The 14,058-nt window shown below is 61.9% G+C and carries 16 protein-coding genes; 4 read left to right on the forward strand and 12 right to left on the reverse strand.

All coding sequences use genetic code 11. The features are described from left to right. Positions 1-67: 67 nt before the first annotated feature. From HYPGJ_RS07735 to HYPGJ_RS07755, 5 genes are all read right to left on the reverse strand, one after another. A complete protein-coding gene (locus HYPGJ_RS07735) occupies positions 68-373 on the reverse strand; it encodes an integration host factor subunit alpha (RefSeq protein ID WP_013215320.1) in 306 nt (101 codons plus the stop codon). A 133-nt stretch (positions 374-506) separates the two neighbouring features. After that, complete coding sequence (locus tag HYPGJ_RS07740) at positions 507-1,487, reverse strand: beta-ketoacyl-ACP synthase III (protein ID WP_046846574.1); 981 nt, start codon at positions 1,485-1,487, stop codon at positions 507-509. A gap of 2 nt (positions 1,488-1,489) precedes the next feature. Continuing rightward, the gene (gene plsX, locus HYPGJ_RS07745) at positions 1,490-2,578 is read right to left on the reverse strand and encodes a phosphate acyltransferase PlsX (protein ID WP_046846575.1); all 1,089 of its coding nucleotides are present in this window, start codon (positions 2,576-2,578) and stop codon (positions 1,490-1,492) included. A gap of 152 nt (positions 2,579-2,730) precedes the next feature. Further along, the gene (locus HYPGJ_RS07750; RefSeq protein WP_046846576.1) at positions 2,731-3,252 is read right to left on the reverse strand and encodes a YceD family protein; all 522 of its coding nucleotides are present in this window, start codon (positions 3,250-3,252) and stop codon (positions 2,731-2,733) included. Beyond that, positions 3,249-3,968 (reverse strand): ubiquinol-cytochrome C chaperone family protein, encoded by a 720-nt coding sequence (locus HYPGJ_RS07755; protein WP_244466034.1) that lies wholly within the window; start codon positions 3,966-3,968, stop codon positions 3,249-3,251. Before HYPGJ_RS07755 ends, HYPGJ_RS07750 begins: the two co-directional genes overlap by 4 nt. Here HYPGJ_RS07755 and bamE point away from each other — a divergent pair. Together bamE and HYPGJ_RS07765 are read left to right on the forward strand one after the other, a co-directional pair. Next, positions 3,957-4,445, forward strand: coding sequence for an outer membrane protein assembly factor BamE (gene bamE, locus HYPGJ_RS07760; protein WP_046846578.1), 489 nt, complete (start codon positions 3,957-3,959; stop codon positions 4,443-4,445). The two genes, HYPGJ_RS07755 and bamE, sit on opposite strands and share 12 nt — an antisense overlap. A gap of 124 nt (positions 4,446-4,569) precedes the next feature. Next, complete coding sequence (locus tag HYPGJ_RS07765) at positions 4,570-4,824, forward strand: hypothetical protein (RefSeq protein ID WP_083984060.1); 255 nt, start codon at positions 4,570-4,572, stop codon at positions 4,822-4,824. Between the two features lie 91 nt (positions 4,825-4,915). Here HYPGJ_RS07765 and HYPGJ_RS07770 read toward each other — a convergent pair whose 3' ends face one another. Both HYPGJ_RS07770 and HYPGJ_RS07775 read right to left on the reverse strand, forming a co-directional pair. Then, positions 4,916-7,072, reverse strand: a complete 2,157-nt coding sequence (locus tag HYPGJ_RS07770; protein ID WP_046846579.1) for a sodium-translocating pyrophosphatase — start codon at positions 7,070-7,072, stop codon at positions 4,916-4,918. Between the two features lie 248 nt (positions 7,073-7,320). Continuing rightward, entirely contained in the window at positions 7,321-7,758 is a 438-nt protein-coding gene (locus HYPGJ_RS07775) for a VrrB protein (protein WP_083984061.1), read from the reverse strand. Positions 7,759-8,019: 261 nt separating this feature from the next. Between HYPGJ_RS07775 and HYPGJ_RS07780 the strand changes: the two genes are divergently transcribed. Continuing rightward, positions 8,020-8,901 (forward strand): DUF937 domain-containing protein, encoded by an 882-nt coding sequence (locus HYPGJ_RS07780; RefSeq protein ID WP_046846808.1) that lies wholly within the window; start codon positions 8,020-8,022, stop codon positions 8,899-8,901. Between the two features lie 69 nt (positions 8,902-8,970). Here the strand turns inward: HYPGJ_RS07780 and HYPGJ_RS07785 are convergent, their stop codons facing one another. The 4 genes from HYPGJ_RS07785 to HYPGJ_RS07800 form a co-directional block, all read right to left on the reverse strand. Next, a complete protein-coding gene (locus HYPGJ_RS07785) occupies positions 8,971-9,321 on the reverse strand; it encodes a hypothetical protein (protein ID WP_046846581.1) in 351 nt (116 codons plus the stop codon). Between the two features lie 189 nt (positions 9,322-9,510). Then, a complete protein-coding gene (locus tag HYPGJ_RS07790; protein WP_013215309.1) occupies positions 9,511-9,858 on the reverse strand; it encodes a RidA family protein in 348 nt (115 codons plus the stop codon). Between the two features lie 63 nt (positions 9,859-9,921). Beyond that, positions 9,922-10,506 (reverse strand): GDYXXLXY domain-containing protein, encoded by a 585-nt coding sequence (locus HYPGJ_RS07795; RefSeq protein WP_046846582.1) that lies wholly within the window; start codon positions 10,504-10,506, stop codon positions 9,922-9,924. After that, on the reverse strand, positions 10,503-11,600 hold the full coding sequence (locus HYPGJ_RS07800) for a DUF2157 domain-containing protein (RefSeq protein WP_046846583.1): 1,098 nt from the start codon (positions 11,598-11,600) through the stop codon (positions 10,503-10,505). Before HYPGJ_RS07800 ends, HYPGJ_RS07795 begins: the two co-directional genes overlap by 4 nt. Positions 11,601-11,948: 348 nt before the next feature. Here HYPGJ_RS07800 and HYPGJ_RS07805 point away from each other — a divergent pair, with 348 nt between their 5' ends. Further along, entirely contained in the window at positions 11,949-13,319 is a 1,371-nt protein-coding gene (locus HYPGJ_RS07805) for an Nramp family divalent metal transporter (protein ID WP_046846584.1), read from the forward strand. A 12-nt stretch (positions 13,320-13,331) separates the two neighbouring features. Here the strand turns inward: HYPGJ_RS07805 and HYPGJ_RS07810 are convergent, their stop codons facing one another. Continuing rightward, positions 13,332-13,958, reverse strand: coding sequence for a hypothetical protein (locus tag HYPGJ_RS07810; protein ID WP_244466035.1), 627 nt, complete (start codon positions 13,956-13,958; stop codon positions 13,332-13,334). Positions 13,959-14,058: the final 100 nt, after the last annotated feature.

Consider the following 14,058-nt stretch of genomic DNA (forward strand, 5'->3'; position numbering starts at 1 on the left):
CCAATTTCCAGAATCCGTCGGAGAGCGTTGCCCGCCCTACATGACCCGCGTTCACGCCGAAGCGGTGCTAGCCCTTCACGTGGCCTTTGTTGATGCGGTCCTTCATGATGTTGGAAGGCCGAAACACCAGAACCCTGCGCGGTGTGATCGGGACTTCTTCGCCGGTCTTCGGATTGCGCCCGACGCGCTCACCCTTCTGCCGGATGCCGAACGAGCCGAACGACGAGAGCTTGACGGGGTCGCCGTCCGCAAGACTGCCCGAGATTTCCTCGAGCACGCGCTCCACCAGGTCCTGGCTTTCGTTACGCGGCAACCCGACTTTTGAGACCACCGCTTCAGCGAGGTCCGCCCTCGTCAATGTCTTGCCGACCATTTTTTTATTCTCCCATCAACGCCGAGACCGATCATGGTAGCGGCAGTTGGTCGCGGGGTCAACGTAATGCGTTGAAGAAGCAGGTAAAAAGTTGCGGACGGGAAATTTTTCCTGAGAGGCACCGCAACCGCCGCTACCAGCGCGCCAGAACCGCGCCCCAGGTGAAGCCACCGCCCATGGCCTCCATCAAAATGAGGCTGCCTTCCTTGACGCGATGAGCCTCGAACGCCTCATTGAGAGCGAGCGGAATTGACGCCGCCGAGGTGTTGCCATGCTTGTGCAGCGTCATGACGATCTTCTCGGGCGCGACGCCGAGCTTTTTCGCAATGCCGTCGAGAATGCGCTTGTTCGCCTGATGCGGAATGAAGAGATCGATCTCGTCCGCCGCGTACCCGGTCTCGACCAGGGTTTCCTCAATCACGCCGGAGATCTTCTGAATGGCGTGCCGGAAAACCTCGCGCCCGTTCATCCGCAGATGCCCGACCGTTTTCGTCGAACCGGCGCCGCCATCCACGTAGAGCAGGTCTTCGTAACGGCCGTCCGATCGCAGCCGCGTAGCGAGGATACCGCGATCGTTCCGCGTACCATGCTGCGGCTGAGCTTCGAGAACGACCGCACCGGCGCCGTCGCCGAACAGCACGCACGTCGAACGGTCCGACCAGTCGAGAATACGCGAAAACGTCTCCGCGCCGATGACGAGCGCCCGTTTCGATTGCCCCGTCTTGAGGAAGTTGTCCGCGATCGTAAGCCCGTAGACGAACCCAGAGCAGACGGCCTGCACGTCGAACGCTGCGCCTTTCGTGACACCGAGCATCGACTGGATGCGAACCGCTGTCGCCGGAAACGTACGGTCAGGCGTCGCCGTCGCGCAGACGATCAGATCGATGTCGATCGGATCGATACCGGCACGCACCAGCGCCTGCTTCGCCGCCGCTGCGCCAAGGTCAGACGTCTTTTCAGTCTCGTCCGCAATGTGCCGATTGACGATGCCCGATCGCTCTCGGATCCACGCGTCGCTCGTGTCGACGATCTTCGACAGATCTTCGTTCGAGACGATACGCTTGGGCAAATGCGCGCCGACGCCGCGAATGACCGAACGAAGAACAGCAACCACGCCTAGACCTTTCCGAGCGCGCTGCCGGCGGAACGCTCGGGCGGAACACCGCCGCCACTGGCCGCCGACAACCGATGATGAAAACCGTCGATATCAGCCGTCAGCCGCGCGATCAAACCCGAATCCGCCATTTCGTACGCAAGATCAACGGCGCTCGCGAATCCGAAGGCGTCGGTCCCGCCATGGCTTTTAACCGCGATACCGTTAAGGCCCAGAAACGTGCCGCCGTTAACCCGTCGGGGGTCCATTTTCTGCTTCAGGACGCGGAAGCCGCCCTGCGCGAAAAGCGCTCCGAGCTTGCTCATCAACGAACTGGTCATCGCCGCCTTAAGATACGTGCCGATCTGGCGTGCCGTGCCTTCCGCGGTCTTGAGCGCGATGTTGCCGGCAAAGCCTTCGACGACGACGACATCGACCGCGCCCTGCCCGATCTGATCGCCTTCGACGAAACCCTTGTAGTCCAGCGGCAGCGCATCGACGGACTTGAGCAGCGCGTGCGCCGCCTTCACGTCCTCGTTGCCCTTCATCTCCTCGGTTCCGACATTCATCAGCCCGACCGAGGGTCGCTCGACGTGAAATACGGCACGCGCCATCGCCGCGCCCATCAGCGCATAGACGGTGAGCTGATCCGCCGTCGCTCCGATGTTGGCGCCGACATCGAGGACGATGCTTTCCGATTTGATCGTCGGCCACAGCGCGGCGATCGCCGGACGCTCGATACCAGCGATGGGCCGGAGAACGAGCTTCGAGATTGCCATCAGCGCGCCGGTGTTTCCAGCCGAGACGGCAGCGTCGGCTTCGCCAGACTTCACCGCCTCGAGGCTGAGCCACATGCTCGAACCCTTGCCGCGCCGGAGTGCTTGGCTCGGCTTCTCATCCATCGAGATGACGTGATCGGTATGAACGACGCGCGAGCGCGCCGCGAGCGCCGGATGCTGCGCCAGCGTCTGATCGATGCGCGCCTTATCGCCGAAAAAAATGAAACCCAGCGCCGGTTGCCGCTCGAGCGAAAGCGCGGCTCCAGGAACCAGGACCTCAGGTCCGTGGTCGCCGCCCATTGCGTCGATTGCGATTGTCTTCTGGCTCGCCATGCTCGCCGACCGGCCAAGACCCGCGTTCGGCGCAACATTCCGCCGGACTCGATCTTAAACCTGTTCTAACCCCGAAATTCGTCGAGACCATAATCTTTTGAAGCCCGCGAACAAGGCGAAATCGCGCCTCATGCACGGTTGCCGCAGGCGGGCTATTTTTTGTCTTTCAACTGCGACAGAGCCGCGAACGGGCTTGTTTCTTTTGGATCGGCCTGACGCGGGTCCTGCCAATCGAACTCGGCGCCCTCGCTCCGTGGATAAGGGTCGAGCGAGGCAGAAACCGTCTCGAAAACGATCCGGCCGACCGGAATAACACCGCGTTCGAGAATTTCGACGTCCGGGCCTGCGAGTACGCTCGCCTCCTCGTCTTCATCTGGATCATCGACCTCGTGCCGAAATTCGACGTCGAATGCCGCGTCGATGTCGTCGGCCACGGGATTGAGCGTCACGACGCAGGCCTGCTCCACGGCGGCAATGACCTTACCCGCCAGGCGGTAGCTTCCGTCACCCTGAAGCTTGATGCGATAGCGCGTCGTCAGACGATCGAGCTTCATCAGCTTGAGCGCTTCCGCAATGGCCGCGCGTTCGCTCTCGCTGGCGTCGCGTTCGCGATCAAGCCCGCCCGCCGGAATATCTGTGACGTTGTGGGTCCAGTCGCTCAGTTGTTCGCTCACGACACCTCCTCCGCGCCGTTGGCCTTCAGCAGCCGCGCAAAGCTTCCGTCGGCAACCAGCTTGTCGAAGGGCGTTTTCGACGAAAGCTCTGCCGCGGCACGCGCGTAGTGTCCGAGCCGGGCCGCCCCATCGCGAGCCGCGCCATCGCCCTCAAAAACATACTGCACAATACCGGCTTCGAGTTCCGACCCTTGCCCTGCAAGGGCCGCGCGATAGATCGAGGCGCGCTCGTAGAACGCCGCTGCGGCGCGCTTCACCTTTTTTCCGACAACCATGTCGCCGACGCCCATTTCGCGCATGCAGTCGTCCATGTCGGTCACGAACGCCTCGATTGTGCGCTGCGCCAGTTCCGGATCGGCGGCGTTCTGCCCCTTGAGCCCCTCGAGCATCAGAAACAGGTGCAGTGCAACCAGTTCGAACCGCCCCTCCGGTGTGTCGGGAACGCCCATACCCCGATAAAACCCCGGGTTCCGGGCAGCGGCCACGACACTGCCATAAAGCTTTTCTGCTGTGCGTTGAACTTCCGCGCGTCGCCTGAACCAGTGCAACATAGCTTGTAAGGTTCCTTGATCCGCCTGGGAGCCGAGGGAAATGTCTGGGGATCGTGCGCGGCAGCGCGTATGGCTCGCGTTGCCCGCTTCTGATGCGCACTCTAAACACAGCGCGTCGGAGAGCGAAGCGATTCTGAGGGGATGAAGGGTCGAATGCGACAGCATGACAAGACCACGGGTTTAGTGGCGGCAGGTTGCCGTCTGCTCGCCCTTACCTCTCTTCTGGCGCTCGCAGGCTGCGGCGGAACGGTCACCAAGCATGGTCAGGTGTTCAAGGACACGGACCTTCAGGCCGTCCAGGCCGGCATGAGCCAGGACCAGGTGCGCGCCGCGCTTGGAACGCCCGCAACGACCGCCGTCATCGGCGACGGCCGCGCGTTCTATTACATCTCCAGCACCGACACGCAGCAATCGTTCTTCCTGCCGACTGAGCAAAGCCGTCAGGTGGTTGCCGTGTATTTCACCAAAGGCGGCACGGTCGATCACGTCGCCAACTACGGCCTGAAGGACGGCAAAGTCTTCGACTTCGTGAGCCGCAAGACCCCGGCCCCTGGCGGCCGCGACGAAACTGTCCTGAACCAGCTCTTCCGCAACCTCGGAAAGCAGCAGCTCTTCGGCGCCGGCAGCGCATTCGGAGGTTAACGCGTTCGGCGCAGCGTCCGCCTGAATTGGTTGCTGCGCGCGCTGGATGTTGCCTCGAAATTGGCGGGCGAAATTTTCGCCATCCCGGTCTATGCTTCGCTCGCTTCAATGAGCAGGTAGCGTGATGACCGAAAATATCGAAGAAGGCTTTATGGCGTTCCTCGGCGACGGCCAGGAAGGCATCGGTGCCGTCCGGGAAGTCAACGACACATCCATCGTCATCTATATCGAAAATGCCGGCGAATTCGTCGTACCGCGCACGGCCGTCAAGGACGTTCACTTCCAGAAGGTGATCCTGCGGCCCGATCGCCTCGATAAGCGGCTGCTCACCGCCATTGGACATGAGCACGACAGCGAGGATCCGAACCTCGTCGGCTAAGCGCAGCACACGTCTCCGCCCCAGACGCTCGACCAAACAAAAAAAGGCTCCGGACGAACCGGAGCCTTTTCGTTTAAAGCGTGAGTGTCGCTTACCAGTGCGCGAGCACAGCGAGCAACAGCAGCGCAACGATGTTGGTGATCTTGATCGCCGGGTTGACCGCCGGACCAGCCGTATCCTTGTAGGGATCGCCGACGGTGTCGCCCGTGACCGACGCCTTGTGCGCTTCCGAGCCCTTGACGTGCTTGACGCCGTCAACGTCGACGAAACCGTCTTCAAAGCTCTTCTTGGCGTTGTCCCATGCGCCGCCGCCCGAGGTCATCGAGATGGCGACGAAGATGCCGGTGACGATGACGCCGAGCAGCATCGCGCCGACGGCCGAGAATGCCGCGCCCTTACCGGCGATGGCGTTGACGACGACGAACAGAACGATCGGCGACAGAACCGGCAGCAGCGACGGAATGATCATTTCCTTGATCGCGGCGCGCGTCAGCAGGTCGACCGCGGCAGCATAGTCGGGCTTTTCGGTTCCCTTCATGATGCCGGGCTTGGCTTTGAACTGACGGCGAACCTCGAGCACGATGGCGCCGCCCGCGCGTCCGACGGCCGTCATTGCGAGGCCGCCGAACAGGAACGGGATAAGGCCGCCGAGCAGCAGACCCGCAACGACGTAGGGGTTCTCAAGGCCGAAGTTCACCTGAACGTCCTTGAAGAACTGATACCCCGTCGCTCCGGTCTTGTTCGCTTCCTCGATGAAGTGATGCAGGTCGTAGTTGTACGCCGCGAAGAGAACGAGCGCGCCGAGACCGGCCGAACCGATCGCGTAGCCCTTCGTCACCGCCTTGGTGGTGTTGCCGACGGCGTCGAGCGCGTCCGTCGAACGGCGGACTTCCTTCGGAAGGCCGGCCATTTCGGCGATGCCGCCAGCGTTGTCGGTCACCGGACCGAACGCGTCGAGCGCCACGATCATGCCGGCGAGGCCGAGCATCGTCGTCGTCGCGATCGCCGTGCCGAACAGGCCGCCGAGCTGGTACGTCGTGATGATGCCGGCGACGATGGCGAGCGTCGGCAGTGCGCAGGCTTCAAGCGATACCGCAAGACCCTGAATGACGTTGGTGCCGTGTCCCGTCACCGACGCCTGGCTGATCGATTTCACCGGACGATAGCCGATACCCGTGTAGTACTCGGTGATCCAGACGATCAGACCGGTCAGCGCCAGACCGACGAGACCGCAAAGGAACAGGTTCCAGCCGGTGATCGACTGCCCCGCAGCCGTACCGACATCGCCGAAACCGCCGAGAACGTACTGCGTCGCAGCCCAAAGGCCGGCGATCGAGAGGACGCCCGAGGCAATGACGCCGCGATAAAGCGCGCCCATGATCGAGCCGTTGGCGCCGAGGCGCACGAAGTACGTGCCGACGATCGAGGTCACGATGCACGCTGCACAAATCGCCAGCGGATAGAGCATCAGCACACTAAGGTTCGGCTGACCGGCAAAGAAGATCGCCGCCAACACCATCGTCGCAACGACCGTCACGGCGTAGGTTTCGAACAAGTCGGCCGCCATGCCCGCACAGTCGCCGACGTTGTCACCAACGTTATCGGCAATCGTCGCCGGGTTGCGCGGATCGTCTTCCGGAATGCCGGCTTCGACCTTGCCGACGAGGTCGCCGCCAACGTCGGCGCCCTTCGTGAAGATGCCGCCGCCGAGACGCGCGAAGATCGAGATCAGCGATGCGCCGAAGCCCAGCGCGACGAGCGCGTCGACGACGTCACGGCTGCCGGCTTCTTTGCCGAGGCCCACCGTCAGGAACATGTAATAACCGGCGACGCCGAGAAGCGCCAAACCCGCGACCAGCATGCCCGTGATGGCGCCCGACTTGAATGCGATGTCGAGGCCTTTCGCGAGCGAAACGGTCGCCGCCTGAGCGGTCCTGAGGTTCGCGCGCACCGACACGTTCATGCCGATGAAGCCTGCGAGCCCCGACAGCACCGCGCCGATCAGGAAGCCGAACGCCTGCAGCGGTCCGAGAAGCAGCCACGCGAGAATGAAGATGATGACGCCGACGATCGCGATCGTGCGATACTGGCGGCTGAGATAAGCCTGGGCGCCCTCGCGGACGGCAGACGCAATTTCCTGCATCCGCGCGTTGCCCTGATCTGCACTCATCACAGCGTTCGAGGTTATGAACGCATAAAGGATCGCCAGCGCGCCGCAGGCGATGATCCCCCAAAGTATGTTGATCATGGAGTGGTCCTTTTAGCCCCGCTTCTTTTTGCTTGTGCTAGCGGGCCTTGCCGGGATGGCGGACCCACCTTCGCTCCCCAGGCAGACTCGCCTGCTGAAAGTCGCGCGGACCATGCCAAAAGTGCTGCTGCGTTGCAACTCGGGCACTCTAGCCATTTCGCACGAAAAAAGCGGTCCGCACCGGAATTCCCGTGCGAACCGCTCGAAGTCGTCTAATTAAAACGTGATCCTGAGGAAACTCTCAGGCTTTAGCGCCGATGGCGCCCGCCCCATCCGCGATGGTGACCCCAGCCGCGATGTCCCCATCCGCGATGATGGCGCCATCCGCGATGGCCGCGCCAGCCATAATGGCGCCAGTGGCGGTGCCGCCAACCGTAGCCGCGATAAGGATAGTATCCGTCGCCATAATAATAATAGCGGGGCGAATAGAAGCCGTATCCGTAATAGGGCCAGCCGAAGCCAAACCGCCAGCCGCGGCGATAGCCCCACCGGCGATGGCCCCAATGTCGATGACCCCAGCCGCGATGACCCCAGCCACGATGGCGCCAACCGGTCTTCGTAGCGACGTTTGAAGATTCACCGATGTGCGACGGAGTCAGACCGGCCGCCGCGCGCGCGGGAACAGGCATCGTCCCCACGAAGAGAAGTCCGCAAAGAACGGACATCGATAAAACGAGTTTGCGCATGACAATCTCCACTATAGGCATCCGGTCTTACGGACGCTCAACTCACGGAACGCTAACGTTCAGATGCAGGCGTAGTTGCACGACGCTGATGCGGATTGCCGCCTCTTATTGCGGCAAAGTAAATGCCTGAATGTATGAACCTCTAATGAATGCAGAAGGTCGAAAGAGCAGCCGGACTTATCACGCGATAGACCATAGCTGTCAGAGACGAGTGCGCATGCTAGGCATCGCTTGCATGCGATCGGCAAGCGGGAGGTTTCAATGACAATTGCCGCGACCTTGGACAGTGCAGATGGCCAGCGTCTTATCGAACAAGTTGCGAAGACTTTTGGCGTTGATGACGACAAGGCCGATCAGGCGGTTCACACACTGACCGACGAACTGCAGGCGCGCATCCAACGGCGCATGCTTAACAGGGCCGGCGTCGCAGACGTTGCAGCGCTGGTGACGAACCCGGCCGCCGGGACTGCCTTGTCCGAACCGCAGACGCTCGCCTCGCCCGACGCTGTCGAAAACGGCAACCACATCCTCGACGTGCTCATCGGGAGCAAACATGTCAGCCGCAAAATCGCGGCGCGCACGGCATCGAGTTCTAACCTCGATACAGGAACGGTCGAAAAGTTGCTGCCTGCCGTCGCGAACTTGCTGGTTGCGGAGTTGCAACGACAATCGCAGCCCGCGCTCCAGAAAGCCGTCAGCGGCATTCCCGGGCTTTCAGGATTTGGCGGCAGCCCGCTCGGCCTGCCCGGAGACGCGCCGCCTCAATCGGGTTCGGCAAGCGACTGGTCGTCGGGTACTGGGCAATCATCGCCCGGGCGGCCATCGGGTGCTCCGATCGATGCCGGACAGCCGCTGCCTATACCGGGGGACAACATTCCGGGTCTCGGCCGCCGATCGGGCCGCTCCTATCCGCAGCCCGACGACAACGACGATCCCTACCAGAGGCTGCCCGACATCATCCGGCGCGGCGGCCAACAGGTTCCCGGCGGCGGCGGATCGCTCGAGGACATCATCCGCTCGATATTCGGCAAAGTTCTCGGATCGAACCGCGGCGTCATCGGAACGATGATCCAGCTTTTCCTCATCCGCTGGCTCGCATCGCTGGCGCGCCGGTTCCTGTCGCGCATTTTCACCGGGCGATAAAAACAATGAAGAGCCGCGCGCAAAAAGCACCGGCTCTTCCTAGGCTATTTCAGTCGGAGACGTAGGCGCTCAACGTCCGCCGCGGCAAGGACGCGCGTTCACGTCGCAGCTCCACGCACCGCCGGGACCTCCGTGATCGCACTTGATGCTCTTGCTGCCGGAACGCGCCCAGCTCGTCCATGCGCCGCCGTATTCAAAATTGACGAAATCAGCCCAGGACTTGATCGCGGCGGCTTGCGCGGCCTTCTTGCTCGAAAGGCCCGAACTCGACCCGTAGTGATAGTGATCCGTGAAGCAGACGACGCCCCGTTCGCGCCGCTGTTCGTGAATGTCGGCCACCTCTTGCGCCATCACCGGCGCGGAAAGAGAAACCAGCGCAGCGGCGATCAGTCCGCGTTTAAAACATCCCGTCTTGGTCATTTGTCCGAACCCCCCGAAAATGACTATGAGAAACCCCGGGGCGACTTCTTGCAGATTCAAGAGTCGGCTCGAAGGGTTCTCGTCAAATCCAGTCGAGAAAAATATTCCGACGCGGCAATCGGGGCACAGACGACCGCCGGGTTTTTCGACCCGGCGGCTGAAAAGCAATCAGACGTTCGGATGCTCGCTTTATTTGACGGCGACGACCGAGATCTCGACCAGCATGCGCGGGTCGATGACCTTGGCTTCGACGCAAGCGCGCGCCGGTGCGTCCTTGCCGCCGAGCCATGCGCCCCAGGCTTTGTTCATGCCGTCGCGATTGCGAATGTCGTTGAGCCAGACCGTTGCCTGGACGATTTTCGACTTGTCCGTGCCTGCGAGCGCCAGAAGCCGGTCGATCTCCGTCAGAACTTCAGCGGTCTGACCTTCCACGTCACGCGACAGGTCGGTCGGGATGACACCCGCCGTGAAGACGAAGCCGTTCGCCTCGGTCACCTTGGAATAAACCGCTGAAGATTCGTAGCGTTGGACTGTCACGTTCGTTCTCCCTGATATCGAATTTCAGGGGCTCATAGCAGCCGGAGCGGCGTGCCAGAAGTGCTAAAGCAAGGGCGGGTCGACGTGCCGCTCACCATCGACAACGAGGCCTTTCAGCGCCGCGCTTCCGTCCGCGCCAACGGCCAGAATGGCATCGATCTTATGCTCCCGGACCTTGCTTTCGAGCACCCGGCCGGTTCCCTCCGGCACAAAGTAAGTCTCGATGCCATACCGCAGGCTGAGAACGCCATCCGACCCCGACTGCCCGCGCCACATGCGATCGACACGGGCCTTCAAGACGACATCGGCCGGCGACACGTTCTTCGGGAACTCAGGCGAGACGGACGAGACGGCCCAGCCGCCTGCCGGGTCCGGGGCAACCGTTACATACGCCGGCGCACCAATGGCGAATTTATCGAAACTTCCGGCCGGCACCTGCGACGCGTTCAAGCTCGAAATGTCGTAGCCGAGCGTCACGTAATCGCCGCGGAAGATATCCCGCGGATCGACGGGCTTGACCGGCAACGTGATCTCCCGGCCCGACTTGAGCAGGCTATCCTTGTCATAGACGATCTTGAACAGCGCCGCCGTCTGCACGAGCGCAACGAAGATCAGCAACGGCCAGAAATAGCGAGACGCACTATTCATGCCGCAGCCTCCGTTCGGCTAGGCCCGCGCTGCGCGATCTTGAGCGCCATGTAAGCCAGCGCCGCGACGAGCAACGCCGCCACGAGGAAAAACAGCGAGGTGTTGAGAATGGTGCCGACGGTTTTCCCGTAGACCGAGAGCACCTCGAGCGAAAATCCGATGTAGCCGAGCCAGAGCACGCCGCGATTTCCCGTCGCCAGTCCGTAGCTGATCGCGCCAAGCAACAGCACCAATGTCAGCGCTGCCAAGGCGATGAGCGTGCCAAGCGACGTGCGTTCGAAAAACTGCAGCGCATAGAGTCCCGCGAACGCGATGACCATGGCATACGCAAGGACCGGCGCCGCGACGTGATCAAAATGCGGCAAGGCCTTTTCGACACCGATCGCCGCCGCCGCGGCGAGCAATCCGATGATGGCGACAGCCATGTGCTCGTGCCCATGTCCGAGCAGATATCCGAGCGAAATGATGAAAATCGTCAACGCCAGCGCCGAAAGGTGCAGACCGGGGAACCAGCGCTGCCAGAGAAATGCCGCCGTGACAGCCGCCCAGCCGATGAGGAACGGCCAATGCACCGCGTTGCTCTGCGAGACTTTCATGCCTGACCAGACACAGACGAGGATCATCGCCAAAGCCAAGGCCGGATTGGAGCGCAACAGGACGCCTGCAAACAAAGCTGCAAGCCACCACATCAAAACCGCGTCCGTCGGATTACCGTCGACGTGATACATCTGGCTGATCAGCATGATGCTCGCGCCGAACATCCCCAATGCGAACAGGATCGCTGCGTCGGCAAGCGCCGCGTGTCCGCGCGATGCCAGCCACCCGGCCATGCCGTAGCCTGCCCAGATCGATGCCAACAGCAAGGCGAGCCGACCGAGACGCGGCACCTCTTCCCAGTTCGCCGCCACGAACGATATCGCCGCAAATCCGAACAGGACGCTGGCGAGGATGGCGAGCGCCGATGCCAGGCTGACCGTCGGGCCACGGCTTGCAATGTCGGAGAGGATTGCCGCGTGACCGTCGCGCGTCACCCAACCATTGGCTTGCCAACGGTCGAGATCACGTTCCAGGCGCTTCTTATAAGGAGCCCACATGTCGAACCTTATCCAGCGTACACATCATTTAGCCCGTCACCCGAGCGCAAGCATGGCGATCGATCCCGAGGGCGACCCTGAACAGTCAAGGCGAGAAGCGATGAAGCCTTCATAAATGAAGCCATGACAAATGCGATTTGGCCAGTCCGTCCTGGCACGGACTTCCGGCGAATTCCTGACGCTGACGGCCGATACCTCCAAATTCCGCTAGCTCGCACGGCGCGGCGCGGCCACGCCAAAATGTCCCCTTCTCCTCTGCTGCATTGTCGCGTCCGCTTGACGGACGACGACGGTTCCGGCAATCTCAGTTGCAAATGATTGTCATTTGCGAAATGGACTTCCTCCACGATGGACGTGAAATCTGAAGCTTCGGCGGCGCCAAAAACGCCGGCATCGTGGAACGCCGACTGGCGCAGAGAGCTTGCCGACCGTTCGCTCGCCGACGTCCACGGCACGGTCGCCGTCGCCCGCAAAGGAACGCCCTGGCGCCGTTTCGCTGCATTTCTCGGCCCCGGCTACATGGTCGCCGTCGGGTACATGGACCCGGGCAACTGGGCGACATCGATCGCGGGTGGATCGAAATTCGGATACACGCTGCTGTTCGTTGCGCTGCTGTCCAACATCATGGCCATCATCCTGCAGGCGCTTTGCGCGCGCCTCGCGATCGGTTCAGGCCGCGACCTCGCCCAGGCGTGCCGTGACGGCTATCCGCGCTGGACGTCATTACCGCTCTGGCTGTTCGCGGAAACCGCGATCATCGCGACGGACGTCGCCGAAGTCATCGGCACCGCGATCGGTCTCAACCTGCTCTTCGGACTGCCGCTTGAAATCGGCGTGCTGATCACCGCACTCGACGTGTTCGTCGTGCTGCTGTTGCAGCGTCTCGGCTTCCGCTATCTCGAAGCCTTCATCGTGACGATGCTCGGCGTCATCACGATCTGCTTCGCCGTTCAGATCGCGCTCGCCGACCCGGAATGGGGCGCCGTCATCCGCGGCTTCGCGCCGACGACCGACATCATCCGCAATCCTGACATGCTTTACCTGGCGCTCGGCATTCTCGGCGCGACGGTCATGCCGCACAATCTCTACCTGCACTCAGCCATCGTGCAGACGCGCGCCTATGGCGATACGACGGAAGAAAAGCGCGAGGCGCTGAAGTTCGCGACGTGGGATTCCACGATCGCGCTTTCGCTCGCACTTATCATCAACGCCTCGATCCTCATCCTCGCAGCCGCGACATTCTACAAGACAGGCCAGACCGACGTTGCCGAACTCGGACAAGCGCAATCGCTCCTGCATCCGCTGCTCGGCTCGGCCATCGCGCCGACGCTCTTCGGCGTCGCACTTCTTTGCTGCGGCTTGAATTCCACGGTAACGGCGACGCTGGCGGGTCAAGCCGTGATGGAAGGCTTCCTGCAAATCCGGATGGCGCCGTGGGTGCGCCGCCTCGTGACGCGCATGGTGGCGTTGGTTCCGGCAGCAGGCGTGACGTTGCTTTACGGCGAAGCCGAAACCGGCAAGCTCCTGATCCTGTCTCAGGTGGTCCTCAGCCTGCAGCTTCCCTTCGCGATCGTTCCGCTGGTTCAGTTCACGGCGAGCCGGACGAAAATGGGAGCGCTCGTCTCTCCGCGCTGGCTAACGGCAATCGCCGTGCTGATCGCGGTGCTGATCATCGCGCTCAACGCCAAGCTGGTCTATGACTTCGTGGCAGGCGCCTGAGTTCGTCCGGTTTTACTTCGCAGCAACCGGCAGACTGTCGAGATCCTTGATGTACCACTTGTCGACCTCGACGACGGCCGGGTTTTCGCCGTTCGCATAGATCCAGCTGTCGACGGCCCAGCGCTGGCTGTTCGACGTTTCCTTCAACACCGCCGTCCAATGCGTCCAGCCCGCGACGCCCTTCCAAAGCTGGTCCTTCGAGAACGGCGTTCCGACGGTATGATACTTCAGCAGACCGTTGTTCTGCATGACGAGCATGTAGCTCGTCGTGTTGGTCGACTCATCGACGCAGTCCGTCTGCGTCGGATCTCCTGAGGCTTCGAAGTCCATGCCCGGACGATCCTTGTCCGTGCCGATCACCTTGCCGACGCGCGTTTCCATCCAGCCGACCGCATAGGCAACGGCGCGACGCTCTTCGGCGGCCGTGTCACTCTTTTTGACCTTCTTGAAGATCGCCCGGAGTTCGTCGATGTCGGCGTCGGTAAATCTGAACTTCGTCCGCATCTTGCAGGTATAGGCGTGGCAGACCGACACCGTATTCTTGTTCGGCGCGTCGACCTGGAAATCCGCGTAATGATCGCTGACCGGCCCGTTTCGCTCGTGCGTGCACGCGCCGAGCGCTGCTGCGAGCGACACCATACAGAGAACCCGTTGCAAGCCCATGCCGCCCCGCTTAAGTACCGGTAGGGGAGCGCTTGGCCACCCCTTTCCGATCTCGCTTAGCATTCGAACGATTCGC

Source organism: Hyphomicrobium sp. GJ21 (genome assembly GCF_001006785.1).
Lineage (GTDB): Bacteria > Pseudomonadota > Alphaproteobacteria > Rhizobiales > Hyphomicrobiaceae > Hyphomicrobium_B.